This is a genomic window from Leifsonia sp. Root112D2, assembly GCF_001424905.1.
Taxonomy (GTDB): domain Bacteria; phylum Actinomycetota; class Actinomycetes; order Actinomycetales; family Microbacteriaceae; genus Root112D2.
On record NZ_LMCU01000001.1, the window covers coordinates 1,511,390 to 1,531,272 of the forward strand.

General features: G+C 62.6%; 19 protein-coding genes. 16 read left to right on the forward strand and 3 right to left on the reverse strand.

Features of this window, described 5'->3' with window-relative positions; genetic code table 11:
- Positions 1-142: 142 nt before the first annotated feature.
- The 14 genes from ASC63_RS16740 to ASC63_RS07010 all read left to right on the forward strand — a co-directional run bounded on the left by ASC63_RS16740 (position 143) and on the right by ASC63_RS07010 (position 11,924).
- Entirely contained in the window at positions 143-271 is a 129-nt protein-coding gene (locus ASC63_RS16740) for a hypothetical protein (protein WP_268765144.1), read from the forward strand.
- 180 nt (positions 272-451) lie between these two features.
- Positions 452-1,105, forward strand: a complete 654-nt coding sequence (locus ASC63_RS06950; protein ID WP_055811170.1) for a DUF2637 domain-containing protein — start codon at positions 452-454, stop codon at positions 1,103-1,105.
- A gap of 11 nt (positions 1,106-1,116) precedes the next feature.
- Positions 1,117-1,866, forward strand: coding sequence for a hypothetical protein (locus tag ASC63_RS06955; protein ID WP_157487608.1), 750 nt, complete (start codon positions 1,117-1,119; stop codon positions 1,864-1,866).
- On the forward strand, positions 1,863-2,963 hold the full coding sequence (locus ASC63_RS06960; RefSeq protein WP_055811176.1) for a hypothetical protein: 1,101 nt from the start codon (positions 1,863-1,865) through the stop codon (positions 2,961-2,963). The genes ASC63_RS06955 and ASC63_RS06960 overlap by 4 nt, the downstream gene beginning before the upstream one ends.
- 273 nt (positions 2,964-3,236) lie before the next feature.
- Complete coding sequence (locus ASC63_RS06965) at positions 3,237-3,722, forward strand: hypothetical protein (protein ID WP_157487609.1); 486 nt, start codon at positions 3,237-3,239, stop codon at positions 3,720-3,722.
- Positions 3,723-3,800: 78 nt separating this feature from the next.
- The gene (locus ASC63_RS06970; protein WP_157487610.1) at positions 3,801-4,139 is read left to right on the forward strand and encodes a hypothetical protein; all 339 of its coding nucleotides are present in this window, start codon (positions 3,801-3,803) and stop codon (positions 4,137-4,139) included.
- 8 nt (positions 4,140-4,147) lie between these two features.
- Entirely contained in the window at positions 4,148-5,185 is a 1,038-nt protein-coding gene (locus ASC63_RS06975; RefSeq protein WP_055811185.1) for a hypothetical protein, read from the forward strand.
- A gap of 3 nt (positions 5,186-5,188) precedes the next feature.
- A complete protein-coding gene (locus tag ASC63_RS06980) occupies positions 5,189-6,730 on the forward strand; it encodes a PrgI family protein (RefSeq protein ID WP_055811186.1) in 1,542 nt (513 codons plus the stop codon).
- Positions 6,731-6,732: 2 nt separating this feature from the next.
- Positions 6,733-8,193 carry a hypothetical protein gene (locus ASC63_RS06985; protein WP_055811189.1) on the forward strand — a complete coding sequence of 487 codons (1,461 nt, stop codon included), beginning with the start codon at positions 6,733-6,735 and terminating at the stop codon, positions 8,191-8,193.
- Positions 8,190-9,995, forward strand: coding sequence for a type IV secretory system conjugative DNA transfer family protein (locus ASC63_RS06990; RefSeq protein WP_082487362.1), 1,806 nt, complete (start codon positions 8,190-8,192; stop codon positions 9,993-9,995). Before ASC63_RS06985 ends, ASC63_RS06990 begins: the two co-directional genes overlap by 4 nt.
- Positions 9,995-10,396: a hypothetical protein gene (locus tag ASC63_RS16250; protein WP_157487611.1), complete on the forward strand. Its 402-nt coding sequence runs from the start codon at positions 9,995-9,997 to the stop codon at positions 10,394-10,396. The genes ASC63_RS06990 and ASC63_RS16250 overlap by 1 nt, the downstream gene beginning before the upstream one ends.
- Positions 10,393-10,866 (forward strand): hypothetical protein, encoded by a 474-nt coding sequence (locus ASC63_RS07000; protein WP_055811195.1) that lies wholly within the window; start codon positions 10,393-10,395, stop codon positions 10,864-10,866. The genes ASC63_RS16250 and ASC63_RS07000 overlap by 4 nt, the downstream gene beginning before the upstream one ends.
- 94 nt (positions 10,867-10,960) lie before the next feature.
- Entirely contained in the window at positions 10,961-11,410 is a 450-nt protein-coding gene (locus tag ASC63_RS07005; RefSeq protein WP_082487364.1) for a single-stranded DNA-binding protein, read from the forward strand.
- A 67-nt stretch (positions 11,411-11,477) separates the two neighbouring features.
- Complete coding sequence (locus tag ASC63_RS07010; protein ID WP_157487612.1) at positions 11,478-11,924, forward strand: RES domain-containing protein; 447 nt, start codon at positions 11,478-11,480, stop codon at positions 11,922-11,924.
- Positions 11,925-12,201: 277 nt separating this feature from the next.
- Here ASC63_RS07010 and ASC63_RS07015 read toward each other — a convergent pair whose 3' ends face one another.
- Entirely contained in the window at positions 12,202-13,065 is an 864-nt protein-coding gene (locus ASC63_RS07015) for an AbiJ-NTD4 domain-containing protein (protein WP_055811204.1), read from the reverse strand.
- Between the two features lie 314 nt (positions 13,066-13,379).
- Between ASC63_RS07015 and ASC63_RS07020 the strand changes: the two genes are divergently transcribed.
- On the forward strand, positions 13,380-14,150 hold the full coding sequence (locus ASC63_RS07020) for an HNH endonuclease (RefSeq protein WP_055811209.1): 771 nt from the start codon (positions 13,380-13,382) through the stop codon (positions 14,148-14,150).
- A gap of 183 nt (positions 14,151-14,333) precedes the next feature.
- Here the strand turns inward: ASC63_RS07020 and ASC63_RS16255 are convergent, their stop codons facing one another.
- Positions 14,334-14,567 (reverse strand): hypothetical protein, encoded by a 234-nt coding sequence (locus ASC63_RS16255; protein WP_157487613.1) that lies wholly within the window; start codon positions 14,565-14,567, stop codon positions 14,334-14,336.
- Between the two features lie 92 nt (positions 14,568-14,659).
- Here ASC63_RS16255 and ASC63_RS07025 point away from each other — a divergent pair, with 92 nt between their 5' ends.
- Positions 14,660-15,937: a helix-turn-helix domain-containing protein gene (locus ASC63_RS07025; RefSeq protein WP_055811213.1), complete on the forward strand. Its 1,278-nt coding sequence runs from the start codon at positions 14,660-14,662 to the stop codon at positions 15,935-15,937.
- 634 nt (positions 15,938-16,571) lie between these two features.
- On the opposite strand, the gene ASC63_RS07035 is transcribed toward ASC63_RS07025, so the two are convergent.
- On the reverse strand, positions 16,572-19,223 hold the full coding sequence (locus tag ASC63_RS07035; protein WP_235491960.1) for an AAA family ATPase: 2,652 nt from the start codon (positions 19,221-19,223) through the stop codon (positions 16,572-16,574).
- Between the last annotated feature and the right edge of the window lie 660 nt (positions 19,224-19,883).

Consider the following 19,883-nt stretch of genomic DNA (forward strand, 5'->3'; position numbering starts at 1 on the left):
CGATCGCGGCACTTGCGCAGCTGCGGTATCAGGGACGGGGGCCGCGGTTCTATAAGCCGACGCCTCGCACTGTCCTATACAAGAGATCCGAGGTCATCGACTGGCTGGAATCGAGCGCTCAACTCCGCACCGGGGTGTCGGCATGAGCGCCAAGTCCGCGGACGGGAGCCCGTTGCGGGTCGAGGCATGCGCGGATGTCGTGGAGGACTATGGCGGATACCTGGTTCCAGTGGATCCGATGGAGGATCTCCAGTGCGACAGCTGCCAGTGAACAGAGGGCGTCTCTCCGGTGTGTCCAAGTCGGTATACCCCCGAATGGGGGTAGCCTCTGGTGCTGATGGAAGAGGTGCGCAACCGCGGTTCCGAGGCGCGAGTGCGCGTAGTCGGGGTTACCGGCGGGCGGTGACCTCCAGTGGCTGATCGTCCATCACACACTCCCGGGAACCGGTTCGTGCTGTGGGCAACCAGCGTAGGAGTCTGCGCGCTCGCCGCAGGCGGCTTCACCCTGTCCTTTTCAGCGCTTGATGATTTGGCTGTCGCCTCGGGGATCGATCATCAGTTGGCGTTCTTGTGGCCGTTGATCGTGGACGGGTTCATTGTCGTGGCCACCGCGGCCGCATTCGCCCTGCGCTCTCGAGGCCCTGCCGTGACCTGGTACCCGTGGCTGGCACTGGTTCTGTTCTCGGCCATCAGCGTCGTCGGCAATTCCATCCACGCCGCAAACGCCGCCCGGATCGGCGTGCCGGTCCCGGTCGCAACAGTGGTCTCCGCTGTCCCAGCGATAGCGCTTCTCGTGGCAACCCACCTTTTGGTTGTCATCGTCGATAGCCGCCGCCAGCCCGCAGCGGGGGCGATAGGACAAACGGTGCGTGCGGCAACGTCAGCGGATCAGCCGCAGAGGCGGTCCGGCCCAGTCGCGGCACTTGTCCGTGTCGGCGAGCCGGATGTGGTGGCGCGACTCCGGGAGCGGCGCACGGCAGGTGCCGCGATCACGGGGGCTGTTATTGCCGACCTGGAGGGTGTCTCGGCCCGCACTGGTCGTCGCCGCCTGGAGGTGTTCCGGGAGAAGTTCCCGGAACTGTTCGAAACCAGTGAAGGAACATAACGAGGGATGTGATGGCAATGTCGTGGGGGACTCTCGCGCAAACCGAAAACACCAACTGCCTGAACGAATTGCTGCACGCTGTCGACTCGATGCGCGCATTCGTCATCGACCGGATGCGCGGCCGCCCCAACGAAGTCGACCAGGTTCTTCAACTGGTCCGCGAGACGGTATGGCATCGCGCCCACACTTTCAATCCGAACCTCGGCGGCTGCAACGCCTTCGTGTTCGGGATCACCCGCAATGTGGTTCGCCGCGAACTCGTCCGCCGCACCCCACCCACCGAGGAACTGGACGAGGAGATACCCGAGGTTCGGCAGCCTGACCCGCTGCAGGCATTAGTGGCCCGGTTCGACACCCACCGGTGGATGCGCCTGGTTGCCGATGCCGTGGGCGAGACCGACTGGGCACTCATGGTCGAACTCGCCCTCACCCACACCGACCCGTCCGTTGTAGCGAGAGAGCACAAGCTCACCCCGCGCAGTCTGCGAACAATCCGGGAACGGGTTGCCGTGACCGCCGCCACCATTCGTGCAGCACTCGCCGCCGCGGACGGAGACCTGCCCGTCACGGCATCCGTGATCGTGCATTGCCTCCCGGCACAAGGCGGACTGCGAGAGGTCGCAGGCATGCTCAACGATGACGCCTCCACTATTGCCGCGAAATTACGCATCCATCCCGGCTCGGCCCGGGCGCGCATCGCCACCGCGAAACGGCTACTAACGGTGGCGCAAACCGTCCTGGAACACGAGCTCGCCGCATGAGCGCCCTCGCCACTGGTCTCGGCGCCACCATCGCCCGATCCAAGGCCGGCCGCAGGCTGCTCGCGCTGTGCATGGCCGCGATCGTGGCTGTGCCCATTCTTCTGGTTGCGGTACCGGTCTCGATGATCGTCGTCATGGGCAGCGGCTCCGTGCACGCCTTCGGCGGTGCATGCCTCGGCGCTGCACCAACTGTCGGCCCTGGCCAGAGCGTCGATGGGTATGGTCCCGCGCAGTTGAAAGTCGCTGCAACGATCATCACCGGCGGCCAATCCCAGGGCATCGATACGCACGGGCAACAAATCGCGGTCATGGTCGCCATGGGCGAATCCTCTCTCACCGCACTTGACCACGGTGACGCCGCCGATAACACGACCATCGGAGTATTCCAGCAAGGTGCCTCCTACGGTAGCCGTGCGAAACGGATGAACGTGGCCACGGCCGCGTCTGCCTTCTACTCCCGCATGATCGCCGTACCTGGGTGGGAGACAATGGACCCGTCGACGCTCGGGCATATGGTGCAGCACAACGCCGACCCGCACCACTACACGCCCTACTTCACGCCGGCTGGCAACATCGTCGCCGCACTGACTGGCGTCGCCAGCAAGTCTTGCGCCGTTCCGGTGGATGCCAAGGCTGCGGCTGCGATCCTTGTCGAGGCGGTCAAGTCGGGGAAGTTGACCTTCCTTGAGAACAGCTACCGGCAGCAGATCTTCAACATCGCGACCGGCACAGCGACGCAGGCATGCACCCTTGACCCGCACATTCTGCAGATCATGGTGATCGCCGTGAACAACTTCCGCCAGGTCGGAGTCAGCGACCTCAACCGGCGCTGCACCGGAGACACCCCGGGGATCGGGACCGCCTCAGCGCACTGGCAGGGCAAAGCCGTCGACTTCTATGCCCTCAACAAACGCTCCCTCACCGGCAATGACGACCTCTCCAAACAACTCATCCACATCCTCGACCCCTACGTCCCCCACGGCTCCGGACTCGGGCAAGTCGACTGCCGGCCCGGCGCTGACCGCTTGCGTGAACTGAAGAACTTCACCGCGCAATTCCGTGATAGCTGCGATCACCAACACATTCAGGTCCCCTAACGAGGGAATTTGAGGATGTGCGCGCCAAAACCGGGTCCGAACGGGAACGTGTAAGTGAAGTGGTACACGAAAGGGCCACAGGGGAGGGAGCTGAGCCTCATGCGCAAGACAACCGCTGTCGGATCCGTTGCGCTGGCTGTGCTCCTCGCAATCTGTGGATGCACCGCTGCACCACGGCCGCCGCAGCAAGATCATGCTTTCACGACCGTGCCCACTCCCTCCGTGTCAGCCCCGGCCAGCACTAGGCCGTTGGCGTCTGAGTTCGTCGACTCCGTGCTCGTCACCGTCTATCCCGCAGGGCAGTTCACCTCGAGCGTGGGGTGCGGTTGCAAAATCAACGACAAAGCGACCGAGGAACTCTTCCCTGCAGGAACACCCGTGCTTGTGCTGCGGATCAGTCTCAGTGGAGTGTGGAAACCCACACAAGGCGACACCACCACGCAGAACGTTACCGGCACAACGCTGACGGGCACCCGTTTCGACGGGCGCCCCGAAGCCGCGGTCCTCGACACCACAGACGGCAGCCGCGCCGCACACCGATTGGGCCTCCCCTGGCTGCCAGCCGGGCTCTTCGCCGGGCACTCCACCTGGACCGTCCCGAACAAGCACGAGCGGTCCTTCGTCGCAGCCTGGTACGTGCCCCAGGGAGTCGACCGGCTCCTGTTGAAGGTGGATATCCCCTCCGAAGGCAAGCCAACTGATCTGTTCGTCGATCTTCCCGACCCGGTCCTGAAGCTCCTGAACGCGAGCGCGAACTAACGGCAGCCTCATGCACGGACAAGACGTACCAGCTGAATGAAACACGGATTCCGAAACAGGTGAATGAAGGAGAAAGTGATGTTTGCAGCAGTGACTGAAGCCTTGACCGAAGCCGTCATCCGCGCCCACGCGCGTACCGGCCTGATCTACTCGGTCAATAGTCCAACCCCCGACTTCTCAGGGCCGGGAGTGTCCGCCTTGCAGTCGGTCGCGAACGTCGTTTTCGCGATAGTCCTCACCCTGGCCGTTATCGGCGGACTTATCGCCGCCGGCTTCATCGTGGTTGGCCATATTTCCAGCAATGGCCGCGTGCAAAAGATGGGCATCGTCGGACTGGTCAGTTGCGTCTGCGGTGTCGCGGTTGCTGGCGGCATTGCGGGGCTGATCAACTGGGGCCAAGGCCTCAAGATCGCCTAGGCACCCTGATGATCATCCAACTGGCTGCCGCTGACCCGTGGTCGCCGAACTATGGCTGCTTCGTCACGGACTGGGGCTGCGGGGCCGCCCAAACCGTCGCTGGATTCATGGGCTCCATGATCCGAAACCTTGGCGACTTCATCGCCACACTCATCAGTGGTTCCTTCAATACGAATATCGATCAAGGTAGCTGGAATGTCGCCCATAGCCAGTTCCTGTTTTGGATTGCTGTGGTCTCCCCGGTGATTCTCATCATCGCCCTTGTCCAGATCGGCATCGCCATGGTCCTCCAGGATTGGGGCCGCATCGGCCGCACCGCCGCCGGGGCAGCTCTGGCGATCCCGTTCAGTGCAATCTGCGTCTGGGCGATGCAACAGTTCTCCTCGATCACCGACGATGTCACCGTGAATCTGACCAGCACTATTCAAGGCGGGAGCCTCGCTGACGGCCTGCTGCGGGTCCTGGGGCTGACATCCGCGCCGGCGCAAACGACCATCCCTGGCCTGGCTGCCGCAGCGTATGGCCACGACTCGGTCATTTACGGCCTGTCAGCCCTCGGAGCCACCGCCCCGACGGAACTCGGCTCCTATGCTCTGGCGCTACTGCTTGTCAGTGTCATGATGATCGCCTCGCTGTTCTTGTTCATTGCCATGTCCATCCGCGAGTTCGGGCTACTGGCTCTTGCGGCGATGGCGCCGATCGGCCTGATGATGATCGGCCAACCGAAGTTGTCCGCGTGGGCGCACAAGTGGATGAACGTCACCACCGGTCTGCTGCTGGCTAAACCGTTGGCGGCCGGCATCATCCTGCTCGCCGTGCAGCTAACGAAGTCCTCCACCAGCATCGCAGTCATCCTCATCGCCGCCGGCGCAGTGGTCGCCGCCGCGTTCTCGCCCCTGTGGGCAACCAAACTGGTTTCCTTCGCCGGCACCGAAGTCGGCACAGCCCTACATCATCGCTTCTCCGTAAGAGATCAAGTCTCCCGAGCCGGCACGGCGACCGCCCCTGTGCGAGCGGCAACCCGCGTCGTGAAAGCAGGTCGATAACCCATGAGCACACTCAGCGCGGAAACCCTCCTCAGCGAAGAAGGCGCACCCCGAGTCAGATTCGCCTCCCGAGAACGCCGCGGCGTCTTCCTCGGCCTCAGCTTCAGCCAGCTAATGGTCATCGGCAGCGTCGTCGCAGCCCTGCTCATCACCCTGCTGGTCAATGTGAACGCGATCTGGGTGGTGCTGCCGGTCGCAGCCATCGTGTTCTTCTTTGGCGTCGGCACCTACCGGCGGGAGCCGATGATGCTGATCATCTGGCAAGCCACCCGCTACGGCATCCGAGCCATGAAGGGCCAAACGAAGTTTCGCCGCGACGTGTGGATGCGTGTATCCGCCGCAAGCCTCACCGTCGGGCAAGCTCATGCCGCTGAAATCGCGCCCCACGTTGCTTCCCGATTCCTGCTACCTGGGGCGCTGGGAGATGTGCAGATCGTGCAGATCCCGGGCACGGGTGCTTTCGTCTACAACGCCCGCGGCAACCTTGCCTCCATCACGCTGAGGGTCGGCTCGCGGGCGTGGGCATTGCGGGACAAAGGCACCCAGGAGGGCGCCTATGACGGATTCGTGGAATGGCTCAGCTCCCTGGAAAACATGCCGGGCCTGACCGAAGCCACCGCCCGCATCCGCGTGGACCGGGCCTCCACGAACGAACTGCGCGACTACCTGAGCGCCCGGCAAGAACAATTCCACCCAGAGGTAACACCAAAACTGGTGCAGGAGTATTGGAAGCTGACCCAGGCCGCATCGAAACGGTCAATGGGATTCTCCAACACAGTGACCTTGACCTTCTCCACGGCAAAGCTCAACGCGGTGATCCGGGACGCGGGCCGCGGCATGGCGGGGTTGGCCGCCGTGCTGAAAGAACGAGTCGCGGCCTTGGAAACAGCCATGGAACACGCCAGATTGAGCATGGCCGGATGGCTAGACGCCGACGAACTCGATACGGCGCTTGCCGCTGCCGCAGATCCGGTTGCTGCCTCGAGTCGGCGCGAGAGGCAGGGCGCCGAACAGAATTCCGTCCAGCTGAATCCGCCGATCATGGGTATCGACGAAGGCTGGGACCACCTGCGCGTCGATGAGAGTTGGCATCAAACGTTTTGGATCGCCGAATGGCCTCGAACCGATGTGCGAACCGGGTTCCTGGAACCGCTGCTGTATGCCGGCGACTCCACCCGGGTGATCACTCTGCAGGTGCGACCGATCGCCATCCACAAGGCTCTTGCCGAAGTCAACCGGGCACAAACCGACATGGAGACCGCCGCGACAATCCGCATGAAGCTGCAGTCACGCATCACGCTCGAGCACGTTCGCGAGGCCGAAGCCCTGGAGGTGCGCGAGAGCGACCTCGTTGACGGGTTTGGTGACGTGCAGTTCCGTGGCTTCGTCACGGTCTCGGCCGAGTCCACGGACGCCTTGGCGAAGGCACGCAGCGAGATCGAACAGGCCTCCCACACGGCCCGGGTCTCACTCGCGTCGTTGTCAGGGCAGCAAGCGGCCGGCTTCGTCACTGCCGCGCTTGTTGTGCCGGTAGAGGGGGACTGATCATGCGACACAACACCGTCATCGGCCGACTTCCCGCCACCGAGACCGCGGCGGAACGCGCACTGCGACGCCGCACCGAACACGAGCAAGCTCCGGCTTCTGCTCGGCGCCGTTCCGTGTTGATACCGGGGGAGTTCCCGATGTCGAAGATGCCGGCCTGGGGCTGGCATCACCCCGAGAACCTGCGCGGCCCCCTCCGGGCAGCGCCGCCGGCACACCGAGGATCCTCGAAAGTGTTGGGTGGCGCGTACCCGTTTCTGGCCGAAACCGGCGACATCCTCACCGGCGCATACATCGGCGAAAACCAACTCTCAAGGGCCCCATTCTGCTTCGACCCCTGGGACGCCTACTCCGCCGAAGCCGTCCGCTCCCACTCGGTGGCGATCATCGGGGTCAAAGGCACCGGCAAATCCATGCTCGCCAAATCCTGGTCCACCCGCCTCGCCCGGCTGGGGCGGAAGATCGCCGTCCCGCACGACCCAAACGGCGAATGGGTGAACGTTGCCGAATATGTGGGCGGCAAATCCATCAGCGTCGGCCCCGGCAAGCCGGCCCGCATCAACCTGCTCGACGAAGGACCCCGCGACCGGGTCTTCACGGATATGGACTGGAATCAGAACGTGCTGCAGTACCGGCGGGCGACAATCAAGACCGTGGTGCGGCGGCTGCGCGAAGGCGGCAACCTGGAACCGGTCGAACACACAGCCCTGGATATCGCTCTCGACGCCCTCCGCAGCCAAACAACTGTGACCGTCACCCACGTATACGACCGACTCATCCTGCCGGATGCGGACCTGCCGGCTGAAGTGGCCGAGGCCGGGCACCGTCTCGCGCACGCGCTGCGGCGCATGGTCTCCGGGGACCTGACCGGGTTCTTCGACGGCCCTTCCACCGTCCGTTTCGACTCGGACACCCCCATGATGGTCGTCGACACCTCCGCCCTGAAAGGCGCCTCCCCGGAAGCGCAAGCGCTGGCCCGTCTAGCGACGGCGAACTGGATCCGCCGCTCCACCCTCGGCGGCAACCGGCAAGCAAGGGTCATCGTCCACGAAGAAGCCGCCGTCGAACTCCTCAACGACGTCTCCGGCGGCGACGGCCTCGCCGACCGGGTCGAGGATGAGAAAGTGGCCCGGCATTTAGGCACCAGCAACTGGTACCTGCTACACCGCATCGCCGACCTCGACGCCCTCGGCGACCGCAACAGCGCACTGCACTCCCGCGCCCTGGGACTGTTGGCCGATTGCGAAACCCGCGTCTCCTACGCCCAACACACCGGCGAAATCGCCAGGTCAAGGGAAGTCCTCGGCTGGAACGATACCCAATCAGACCTTGTCCGCAAGCTCCGCAAAGGGGAGGGTCTTTGGCAGATCGGCCAGGACCGGGTCGCGAAGGTGAAGAACATTTGCACCGACTACGAAATGGGAGTCTTCCGCACTGACGCGCTCGGCGGTGAACGCCGATGAGACACGCACCCGCCCCGTGGGCAACAGCCGCGCTCTACGCCCTGTTCGGTGCCGTCATCGCTGGAGGACTGGCCACCGGTATCGGCATAGTAATCATCCATCTGGCGTGCGGGAGCGGAGGGGAGCCGACCGGGGTCTTCGCCGGCCTTCAACTTGCGTTCGGGGCCGACACGTCTGGGTTCACGATTCCGGCTGGCTGTGCCGCACCCGTCACTGCTGTTCGCGTCGCCGACATCGTTGTCCTGGTTCTATTGATTGCTGCGGTGGTTGCTGTGGCTGTGTGGTGGTTTCGGTTCAAGCAATCCGACCGGTACTTCATCCGTGAACTCAAACTCCGCGATGGCCTGGCGAAACCGGGCGAGATTAGACGCTTCGTCTCCGCCCGCGCCGCCCTGCACCGTGCCCACACGCTGCGGCCGTTGACCAAGAATGCGGTGCCGTCGGATGTGGGCTGGAAAGTGGGCCGCTCCCACGGCCAGGACGTGTTCGTGTCCATTGAAGACTCAGTCGTCGTCGAAGGCGCACCCCGCTCCGGCAAAGGTTACCGGTTCATCATCAACGCCATCCTCGACTGGACCGGCCCCCTGATCACCACCTCCACCCGCAACGACAACCTCTCCGCCACCATGAGCACCCGCGAGAAGCGCGGCGAGGTCACCGTTTTCGATCCACAGGAACTCTCCGGGGTGCGCTCGAGCCTACGGATCTCACCCATCACCGGCTGCGAGGACCCACTCGTTGCCGACCAGCGCGGGCAGGCCATCGTCGCCGGCACCGCCCTCGGCGCTTCCCGTACGAATCAGGAGTGGGCGCACGTTGCCTCCTCCGTTCTCTCCCGGCTCCTGCACGCGGCCGCCGTCACCGGCCGCGGCGTTGACACTCTCGCCAGATGGGGATCCAACCCCCGCCTCGCGCTGGAAGCAGTCAGTATCCTCACCAACCAAGGCACGCCCGGATGGGCCGAAGACTTGGACGCGATCATCAACGGCGACGAGAAACTCCTCGCCTCCTCCTGGTTCGGCGTCTCTGGAGCCGTCCGCCCTCTGGCCATCCCGAGCATCCGCGAAGCCATGACACCCGACCGAGGAGATGAGTTCGATCCGGATCGTTTCCTCTCCGGCCAAAACACCCTCTACCTGATCGGAACCGGCGCCGGCGCCGGATCCGTCGGCGGCTTCCTCGGCGCAGTCCTCGACGACATCGTAGAAACCGCCCGCCGCAAAGCACTCGCCTCACCCGAATCCAGACTCAACCCGCCATTGGCGCTGATCTTGGACGAGATTGCGAACATGTTCTCCTGGCCGGCACTGCCACGGATCATGGCCGACGGCGGCGGCATCGGCATCTCCACCATCGTCGTCCTCCAAGCCCTCTCCCAAGCCGAAACAGCCTGGTCTCGGGCCGAAGCCGACACCCTCTGGTCTGCTGCCACCGCCAAACTCCTCCTCGGCGGAGCCTCCGACGTCGACCACCTGCGCGACATCGAATCGCTCCTGGGCACCCGCCGTATCCGCAACACCGGCCACTCCTACACCGACAGCAGCTCCACCACCAGCATCAATAGTGAGAAGACTCCGGTGATGGCTCTCGACGAGATCCGGCGAATGCCCGAAACACTCGGGCTTCTTGCCTACCGCAATCGCCGCGGTGTCCTTCTTGACCTTCACGGGTGGACCGCCCGGGCCGATGCCGCGACGATCAAGACCGGCAAGAGCCGCACGGAAGCCGATCAACAGATTTTGTTCGGGCAGCAGTATGAGGCGGCCCAGGAACGGCGCACCAGGATCGGTGGGGCGGCCTGATGTCCAATCATCGCCGGCCCGCACGGTTGAACAGTTACCGCGGCCACTACCTGCACTCACTGGCCTGGTTTGCCCGCCGTGCCCGCTGGTTTGCCGAGGAGCAGCTCGAGCATGGTGAAGTCCGCTGCGCTCTTTGCCGTGGTGTCGGTACGGATCGTACTTTCGAGTTGCACCACCTTGACTACCGGGGCGTCATTGAATCCAGCCACGGCTGGGCAGCCCACGAACATCACGACGATCTCGTCGCTTTGCACCCGCGCTGCCATGAATGGGTTCACACCCTCATCGACCGCGACAAAGCCCTCTCCGGCCTCGTCTCCCGCCGCGCCGCCTCCGCGCAAGCGATCGCCCGCCTGCGGACCAAGGTCGCACAAACACTCACGGACGGGGAAACCGCATGAACGAGGAAACACCGATCGAGGATCTCCTCGACGCCCTGCCAGCCGAATGGGACGCCAACTCGGGCAATCGTGATGCCGGGATGCTGGGGGTCACCGTCATCAACTGGCGCACCCTCGAGGATGACTCCGCTCCCGCAGTATGGATGCAATTGGGCGACTGGGTCGACTGGCTCACCCGCCGCTACAGCATCCCGGCCCGCAAGATCCCACCTTGCTGGTACCAGCACGGGGCACTGGTGGAAGAACTCTCCGCCCTGCACACCGCCTGGCTGGTGTCCTTCGACGCCATGGACGCCGGTTACGGGCCCATCGGCTGGCACGAACGCCTTGCCGCAGCCCTCCCACGCCTGACGACCTGGTACAACGGCGAATGCCAGACCGGCCACACCACCCTGACAACACCCCCACAAACCACGCCCGACGACACCGAAGTCTGGAACAACTGGATCGGCGAATCCCACAGCGGATAGAAGATGCGCGCCTGGTGCGCGCGCAAATACTCCTCGAATTGGAACTTGTAGGTGAAAGCGATCGACACCAGGTCGAGAGCACCGAAGGAAAGGCATGACAATGAGCACACGAGTTCCCATTACCATCGAGGGAAACCTCACCGCTGACCCCGTCTACGGCGAATCCGAGAACGGCACCAAATACGCCAAATTCACCGTCGCCGTCACCGACCGCAAACTCGAAGACGGCAAATGGATCGACGGCGACACACAGTTCCACCGCACCACCGTCTTCGGCCACACCGCCGAGCACGTTCGCGAGAGCATCACCAAAGGCGACACCGTCCTCGTCAACGGCACCCTCGAATTCCGCCACTGGACCGACCAAGCCACCAGCGAAGCACGCGTCTCCACCGAGATCGTCGCCGACGCCATCGGACCCTCACTCCGGTATGTCAGCGCCGAACTCAACCGCCGCACCCCAAAAGCTGACGGCCCGGCCGCCTCAACGACCGCGCCCGTCACCACACTGCAACCAGCCGACGCCGCAGAAGTAGCGTTCTAAACCTTGATAGCACTTCGCGATCAGTCAGGGGCCCGGATACTGTCCGGACCCCTGACTGATCGCAAAGATGCAAGCGGCCGCCAACGACGGCGAAGCGCCGCCTCTCCCCGGTCAGCTAGATGCAACCTGGCGCGCGCGACGTATGCTCCGGTCATTCCAAACGGTTGACGCGCTTCCATTCGTCGACATTGAAGCCGCGGAAACCCGCACTTACCTCAACATTCACGCCGCGCGGATGCTGGACAGTCTCCACATCACAAACCTCGACGTCTCCATGGTCCGAGGTCGCTCACGGTGGCTCACTCGCGGGCTCGCGGAATGCGTATACAACTCACGAAACAAGGTCGGCGACGCCCTCTTCGCAGGGATCCGATACATCTCCCGATTAGGCGACTATGAATGCTGGGCTATATTCGACGGGACCGACGTCGTGCAACTCACCGAACAACGCGTCGACATCGACAACCCTGCACTCGTCACCGTCGCAGAACGACACGGACTGGCGCTCGTATGAAGTCAAAACTGAATGAGCTTGCTGAACTTCCGAAAGCTTGAAACCCAGCGACTAGAAGTATCTCCTTGATGTTTGGTCGTTGCGTATACCCCACGCGGGATTTTATTGACCGGGCACTTTCTCGGGCGGGGCTTGCCGGACGGTCCCGCCAGCGCGTGCGCCTTGAATCAGCCCTCGATTGAGACCGCCCGTCAGCGATCGGTCTATTTGCTGGCCGTCGCGCAGTTGGCGAGCGCACCACGCGAGTCTCCGAGGTCTGCCGATTCTCGACCGGAGGCTATTTGAGGAGGTCCTTTTTGCGACCCTCTTCGATGAGGTACGACACAAACGCGGAACATACTACGAGTACGTACTTGGCAAGCGCTTGGTCAGCGTCGGCTGCTTCGACTCCTGCGTGGCGTATGCCCGCAGCGTCCGAGGTCCAGCCGTACATCTTCGACCATGCGCTCTTGAGGGCGGGGTGGATTGTCAGACCTGCGGATTCGAGCCTGCCCAGCCCGGCTCCGAGAGTGCCTTCTCCGGTCACCCTCTTGACAATGGCTTCGACTGCGGAGATTGATTCCTTAATGGAGTTGGGGTAGTCGGGATTTTGCCGGTCCGCGAGTAGCTCGACTGCGCGGTCGAGGGCATGACGGGCCCCGGCGATACTGTCGGTATTCTTCTGAGCGCTCACCACTGCCTCAGCCTCGGCAGTGGTATCGATCGGCGTTATCTCGTTGCCGATAAATCGATAGCCGACGAGGAAATGCTCAAAGCGGTTGTTGAACGTGTCCGTGAACGTCGATCGAAGGTCTTCGGTGGCGTGCGTCTTGTAGCGGTCGAGGTACTTGACGACTGCCTCGATCAGGTCGAGTACGTCGTACCAATCAGCATTGAGAATTGAAGCCTTGATCTCCGCCCATACGTTGGCCTCGCTCTTCATTTCATCGCGAGGTCTCTTATACTCCCACGTCCACACGGCGCCCAAGACGGCTGCTTCGGTGGTGTCGGCCGAATATGTTTGAGAAGCCACGTTCCGCAGGGTGCCGCGGAGGGTCACAAAGACATTCCAAAGCTCTGTGCGGGTCTCGACGTCGAGGGCGTCGCGCTGGGTGAGCGAGCGAACGGCGCGTTTGCCTATGCGTTCAGCGAAGGAAGTCATGTGGTCAGGCTACTAATCGGCGGCGACAACAACGTGCTTTTAAGGCGCCGGACGTTTTCGACTTTGAGAAGGCGCGAGTACACGGTCGCAGGTAGGCATCGGGCGCGGCGCGAACGATGGCACACCATTTGTGGGTATACACGGTGATCTCGCGCTGCTCGATGGCTGATCCGTTTATGCGATAGTTCTTCGCACCGCCTCAGACCGTACGGGGAATCGACCGGCGGAACCGCGACACGCACGATGGCTGAGGGATTTGACCGGTGCAGTCTGAACAGCCAGATACAAGTCCGGCGACAAGTAACGTTGTCGACATGACGCTCGTCGTTGAATTGGCAGATAACGCCGTCGACAGGTACACCGACACACTCTCCGAGGTCGCCGCAGCGCTTGCTGTCTCTGATGTGGAAACTGCTCGTGAGCGGTTAGCACCAATCTCCGGAGAGTTGTGGACGGGGCGGCTTTCTTTCGCGGTCTCTGCCGGTGCCGGGGCCCCCAGCACGACAGCGCGCAATGTTTCCGACCGGATCCGAGCGCAGGTTTTCCTTCGCGACGGCCTACGCTGCACCTACTGTGGCGGCAGGGCCATTCCTCGTTGCGTTTTAGTGGCGATCAGCGACGTGTTCCCAGAGTCATTCGCTTACGACCCGCACTACGGCCGCGGTCGAATCCACCCTGCGTTCTGGGCTGTGGCCCCAGAGGCGGATCATGTCCTGGCGCATGCCCGCGGTGGGGCCGGGGAGATGGACAATCTGACCACCCTGCACACAACGTGCAACGCGCGGAAAGCAAATTTGCTGGTTGCAGAGCTGCCCGTGGTCGTTCCCGCCAAAGAGATCCCGGGATGGGACGGCCTTCTTGCCGAGTACGCGGGGACCGTTGCCGCCGGAAATACTCACGGAAAGCGACACTCCGCCCCCGGGTACCACCAACGATGGTCGAGGTACTTCGAGTTGCAATCTCTGGGATCCGTGTTTGATCCTGGTCTCAACGCCACGCCCCTGGACGACCGACTCGATGAAGGTCTACTGCCAGATGAGTTGTACAGCAGTACGTTGCCGAGTGCACCTTTCGTCGACCGGTGAGTGCGACGTCGCTCTTCATCGATCTGGCGCTCGTTCAGCGTCCCGTCAACGGACGAGGTGACAGGCTACTCCCCGCGAGCCGCGGTTTCTACGGAGTTCTTGCTGGTCTGATCGTTACGGGATCGCACTACGGTGGCACGGTCGCAGGCTGGGCCCGGTTTGCCGCATCTTGGCCGGCGGGCATCAGGCGACGACCGAAGCAATTGCATCGGAGCCACCACGCGACAGCAACGATGTGGCGATTGTGCCAGCAAGACCACCCAACAGCGCGCCGATAGCTTGCCTCGTTTCGGGGCCTCGCAGCGCCTGATCCAGACCGGTGCGAACGCCGGGGGAAAAGCTGTAGACGAGTCCGCATATAGTGCCCGCGCCGCCTAGAACGACCGGGGCAAGCCACTTGGGGGTGTTCTTATCCATGAGTTATTCCTGTCTGCTCTACAATATGTATATACGAGATGTTATATTCGTATGAGTTGAACTTATACATGTATTAGTAAGGTGTCAACATTATGGGCAACCGATCCGCGGGCGAGGTGCTTGCCGAGGCGCGCAAGAGCCTCGGTTGGAGCCAGGCAAAGCTCGCCGAGACTCTTGGCTTCAGCACTGTCCTAATTTCGAAGATCGAAAGCGGCGTGCGCACTCCATCTGAAGCGTTCATCCAGGCTTTGTCGTCTCATCTGCCCGAGAAGGCGGAGGCCGTTCAGGAAGCTGCAGGCTCTGAGACTCATCCGGATAAGCGCAAAAACGCGAGCCTGAAAATCGTGGATGCGATGAAGCTTGCGAAGAAGAACGGCGAGCGAGCCAACCGACTCAAGTCGCGGGCCGAGCACGCCCAGCGCGAAGCAGACGAGATCGCCCAACATCTCGACGAGAGAGTCAATGAGTTCGATCGTGAGGTGGTCGATCCGTTCTCTCGACTTGTGTCGCGCGTTACCGACCTGCCCGATGACGTAATCATGCACGCGGACCTTCAGCCCTCGCGTGCAAACCCCGAGTTCTCCGACGCGCTCAAAGACTCCCAATTGAAGACCAGCAAGAGCATCGTCTCCCTACTAGGCGCGGGCGTCCTCGGAAGCGGTGCCGGTGCAGCGGTCGGGGCCGGAGCTGCAACTGCCACGTACATGACGGTCGCGAGCATCGCTATGGCATCCACAGGCGCCGCGATCTCTAGCTTGTCCGGTGCTGCCGCCACCTCGGCGACTCTCGCCGCCATCGGTGGAGGTAGCCTGGCCGCAGGCGGCTTGGGAATCGCGGGAGGAACCGCGCTGCTCACCGGGATCGTCGCGCTGCCGGTAATTGCCGTTGCTGCGGGTGCTGTGTTGGCAAGCGGCGGGCGCGTCCTGGAAAAGCAGAAGTCGGTCGAGCAAAAGATCCAACAGGCCGAGACTGACTTTGAGGCGAATGAGGTCATCTTGCGCAGGTTCGTGGCTCGCGCGGGGAGGATCAACGAGATCTTGTCCGTGGCACTACTCGCTGCGCGTAACCATCGACGCACCATAGAGCGCGCATTGCCTGATCAAAGCGACGTTGCATGGTCTGAACTCGATCCATCCACGCAGGCTTCGGTGCGGCGCGTGGCAGAAATCGTCCTAGCGTGCCTGACCGTGCTCGCGCTGCCAATTGGCATGAACCTGAAGCAGGGCGCACCGAAAGACGCCATGCACGCCGAAATCGTCGACGAGAACTCTGTTCCTCAAATCGCGCCCGAACTGGAAGCGGGCCGCGAGCTTGAAAACGAGTTCATCGACTACGCAATCGAAGAGTCGTTCGGCCAAGTCGTTCGCTGAAGGTTCCCCTTACGGAGCGGACAAGGTCCTGCCAAGAGGCTCTATTGCGGCCGACACCGGATCGACCAGAATCGGTGGGTTTGCATCAATAGGCGGCTTGAACCGGTTGCGACCCGCTGCCCATAGTCCCGTTGCATCTTATGGATGTCCTTAAATAGGGGGGCGTAAGAAGATTGGTACCGATGGCCGGGGTATCAGTGCAGACTGAGTTTGTGATTGGTGAAGCACCGTTGGCTAGGCCGTACGGCGTCTCAGCCGAAGACGCGATTTTGTTGTGCCGTGAATGGATGATTTACCTCGGCGCGACCGACACTGTTGCCGCATCCAGCGAGAGTCGTAAGCTCTGCGATTTGTACAGCTCTCGCTACCTCGCGTGGGTCGACAACCGGCGCGGGAACCTCGAAGAGGGCCAGGTGATGCAAGCGGCCGATCTCTCCTCGACAGACGGGCGACGAGGCTTGATTTTCGTCCGTGGGGGCGTTCTCCCCGAGGCACGACAACAGGCGGATCGGCTTGGGGTGGCTCTCCTAAGATACGATGCCCGAAACGGCTCGCTTGAAGGTAGAAATCAGGCCGGGTTCGCAACCCGCGCATCGGGTTTGGGCAACTCATAATCTTGCGTGCTGGCGCCAAATCAGAGTGGTGTGAGAGCAGATGATCGTCCGATCGATCCGGTACCGGCGATCGGGCCGGTTTGGACTGCATCGGCTCTGGCTGCGCGGCTGAGCTCGCTTCGAGCTGCCGTTCGGGATATGTCGAGTGTCTCTTCGATCGGGCTGCGTTGCATCGTTTCGGTGAGTTCGGTCCGCGCCGACTTCAACGTTGGCGTGGTCACGACGACCTGGTTGTCCTGTCTCCCGCGGGTGAGGCCTACGTAAAGTCCGGCTGCGTCGACGCCGGGTCCGACGATGGATCGATCGGTCGTCTCGCCTTGGACTCCATAGACGGTTGAGGCGTAGCCGAGGTGGACGTGTGCGGCAGCGTAGTCGTGCGTGATCTTTCGAAGCTCGGACGCGTCGGAGACCGATTCCAGAATCACATGGCTTGTGGTGATGTTCTTAATGATCCACGTTTGACGGTTATCGACACCGGACGTCGAGTCATTCCTGCGAGTCTGGACGATGTCACTCTCAAAAATCGCCTGATCTGCCTGGCCAACGACACTTCGTTCTGCGGTGATGTCGCCGCGTTGAATTCGTTGCGCTTGGATGGCCTCGCTGATTTCTTGCGCCTCCGCATGGGTGGCAGTGACGAGCGCGACTGTTTGACGGTGCCGCGCGGCGTCAAACCAGCCATCGACCAACGTTTGACGGGCCTCGGCGTCATTGTTGGCGAGAAGCACGTGTCCGGCCTTGATGAGTTCGTCGGCGACATCGCCGGCATCTTCTGGACCTTCGGGATCGCGCAGCCGTGAAGTGAGTTCTGCCCAATCAGGATCTCGAAATCGGTGAATGACGTCCAACTCGAGTTGGTCGAAAGCTCGGCGGCGGAATAGAGCCATAGCACCGGAGTGCCCCACGGGCAGAGCTTGATAATCATCGCCAACCACGGCGACACTGGCGCCTGTACTCTCAAGGACCTCGAGCAGGGCATTCGCGGCCTCGAGCTCAAGCATGCCGGCTTCATCGACGACGATTCGATCGCCTGAACGGATCTGCTTCCGCGGTCCTGAATACTCGAGCCCGCTGGACGAATCTACTTCGCCACGCTGCAGTCGCGTCCATTCGGTTGCGCCAGCCTGGTTGGTGGCCCAACGCCATCCGTAGTCGTGCAGGAGTTGGTGCAGCGAGGAGGACGCACTGTTAGTTTCGCGTCCGGCCACGGATGACGCCTTCTTCGTCGGCGCCACGATGATCATGTTGTGGCCGTGCCGGCGGAGTGCGGCGCCAGCCACTTTCAGCATCGTGGTCTTACCGGTCCCGGCTGCGCCAGTGACGCTGACCACTCGGGAACTACCGGCGATTGCTGCTGCACCACCGAGCTGCCCGATATCCAAAACTCGCTCGGGTTCAATCTCTCGCCCGACGGCGAGCACTTCCTCGCGCTGCAACGGTTCGCCGGGCGTACAGATCGATTCGATCCGGTGCGCGACCGCGGTCTTGACACTGGCTGTGCTGGTGGCCATGAGTCGTTTGACATGGTCAGGGATGTTCGGCTCGGTCAGCAGGGTGACCGTATGCGCACCGATGGCGTCGTTGGTCACCCTGTCGATGATCGCATCCAGCTCGGACCGGTCAGTGACGAGCCCGGTCGAGGCGATAGCCCGGACGGCTCCGGCCCGGACGTCCATGACGTTGAATCGTCCGCCGGTGCCGGTTGACCGGTTGTCCGCGTCGACGATCGCTTTCGCGGCCAGCAGGCCTAAGTCAAGGGCTATGACCGGGACCGCATCGACAGTGACCGGCACTCGTTCGTGGCCGAGATTCTTGTCGGCCGCCAGGAGTTCGCCTCTCACCAATGTGGCCCAGTCGTCTTCGTTCAGGTGGCCGGGCTTGTTCGGTCGATCGGTTGCCCATGCCCACCGGTCAATCTGGTTCAGCACATCCCTGGAGGGTTCTTGTCCAGGGTGCTGTTCTTTCCACCATTGCGTGCGGACGGTCTTGTTCGCTTCGATCTGTGCTGACCGCTTCGACAACGGCCGGACAAGATGTTCCAGTTGGCCGATCTCGCCGCGACCATTCAAGGTCAGCCCTTTGGCCGCCAACGCGGCCACCCACACTGGGTCCGTCCGGCAGGCCAAGTCCCCTTCGGCGTTGACCACGTTCTGGAACCGCAACGCAACCCGGGTATCCACGTTGGACCACTTGCCGTCGGTGCCTTGGACTTTGACGTTCAACCACAGATGACGATGCATGTGTGGATCCAACGACCGGGACCGCTCATGCTTCAACTCCACCACCTCAACCCGGGTCAGGTTCTCGCGGATGCAGCCGGCCTTCCCGCGCCTGGCGTTGAGCTCGGTCTGCCACATTTTGATGATCCGGTCCCGGAGCCGGTCCTGCAGATCCTCATACGCGGCATTCAGCTCGCCATCTAGCATGGCTGCGATCGAGAACGACTTCGGTGCGTTGATCGTGGCGTCCAAGACGAGGTCTGCGACTGGCGACTCGAGGTCCCGGCCGCGCCGCTGCCCGGTGAGCGGATCGATGCCGTCGACCCAGTCCCGCAACTGATTGCGGGTCAGAAGGTCGTCACGAATCGCGCCATCTTCGACGATGTACCGGGTCATCACCGCGTCCGCATAATCCGCCGCAGCCAGGACGCCGTCGGCGGTTCTGGCGGTCATGGTCGAGTCGCAGACCCCACCGAATGCGTACGCGATCGCTTGCTTCACACCCTGCGAAGCAATCCCTCGTTTCCATCTCGCGACGCCCCCGCGCATGCGACCAGAATACTCCTCGTCACGGAAAGTGCCTGCGTGCATTAGCTCTTTTCGCTATTGCCTTTCGCCCTTCGCGCTCGTTTCTCGCGGTCGCTTTACCTCGTCCCTTCTCTCACCCATCGCCTTCTGTCTCTTCTCTTGTTGGTTTCTTCTCCGCCGCGCCTCTCGACCCCGTTCCGTCGCTGGCCTGAGCACGCATCCCGCTGCGGGACATAGAAGGACCCCCGGTGCCGGGTGAGTCGGCGTCCGCTCGGCGCCGGTTCTGGCCGTGATGTGCCGTCACGAACAAGCCTTGAAGCCGCTCTCGCGGTCACGTCCCGTTGAGTGGTGGAGTTTCTCGACACCGTGCGGGTCAGTTGTTTCAGTTGAGGCGGCGCTGAGTTCGGGCAAGGACGCAGGGTCCCCGTGCGAATCATGACGGTGGGTCTCGCGTAGCCTGAAAGTGTGACCAGTCGTGGCAAGCCTCTCGCGGACGATGATCCGCGCCATGGCACTTCCAACGGCTACGGCAATCACGGGTGCCGGTGCGACGCCTGCCGAGCAGCACATGCCGCTGCTCATTCG

Coding starts and splice junctions, on each gene's coding strand:
- ASC63_RS07005 (WP_082487364.1), top strand. CDS start 10,961: ATGACAATGAGCACACGAGTTCCCATTACCATCGAGGGAAACCTCACC.
- ASC63_RS16740 (WP_268765144.1), top strand. CDS start 143: ATGAGCGCCAAGTCCGCGGACGGGAGCCCGTTGCGGGTCGAGGCATGC.
- ASC63_RS06990 (WP_082487362.1), top strand. CDS start 8,190: ATGAGACACGCACCCGCCCCGTGGGCAACAGCCGCGCTCTACGCCCTG.
- ASC63_RS07025 (WP_055811213.1), top strand. CDS start 14,660: ATGGGCAACCGATCCGCGGGCGAGGTGCTTGCCGAGGCGCGCAAGAGC.
- ASC63_RS06970 (WP_157487610.1), top strand. CDS start 3,801: ATGTTTGCAGCAGTGACTGAAGCCTTGACCGAAGCCGTCATCCGCGCC.
- ASC63_RS16255 (WP_157487613.1), bottom strand. CDS start 14,567: ATGGATAAGAACACCCCCAAGTGGCTTGCCCCGGTCGTTCTAGGCGGC.
- ASC63_RS07000 (WP_055811195.1), top strand. CDS start 10,393: ATGAACGAGGAAACACCGATCGAGGATCTCCTCGACGCCCTGCCAGCC.
- ASC63_RS16250 (WP_157487611.1), top strand. CDS start 9,995: ATGTCCAATCATCGCCGGCCCGCACGGTTGAACAGTTACCGCGGCCAC.
- ASC63_RS07020 (WP_055811209.1), top strand. CDS start 13,380: ATGACGCTCGTCGTTGAATTGGCAGATAACGCCGTCGACAGGTACACC.
- ASC63_RS06985 (WP_055811189.1), top strand. CDS start 6,733: ATGCGACACAACACCGTCATCGGCCGACTTCCCGCCACCGAGACCGCG.
- ASC63_RS06980 (WP_055811186.1), top strand. CDS start 5,189: ATGAGCACACTCAGCGCGGAAACCCTCCTCAGCGAAGAAGGCGCACCC.
- ASC63_RS07010 (WP_157487612.1), top strand. CDS start 11,478: ATGCAAGCGGCCGCCAACGACGGCGAAGCGCCGCCTCTCCCCGGTCAG.
- ASC63_RS07015 (WP_055811204.1), bottom strand. CDS start 13,065: ATGACTTCCTTCGCTGAACGCATAGGCAAACGCGCCGTTCGCTCGCTC.
- ASC63_RS07035 (WP_235491960.1), bottom strand. CDS start 19,223: ATGACCGCCAGAACCGCCGACGGCGTCCTGGCTGCGGCGGATTATGCG.
- ASC63_RS06960 (WP_055811176.1), top strand. CDS start 1,863: ATGAGCGCCCTCGCCACTGGTCTCGGCGCCACCATCGCCCGATCCAAG.
- ASC63_RS06975 (WP_055811185.1), top strand. CDS start 4,148: ATGATCATCCAACTGGCTGCCGCTGACCCGTGGTCGCCGAACTATGGC.
- ASC63_RS06955 (WP_157487608.1), top strand. CDS start 1,117: ATGGCAATGTCGTGGGGGACTCTCGCGCAAACCGAAAACACCAACTGC.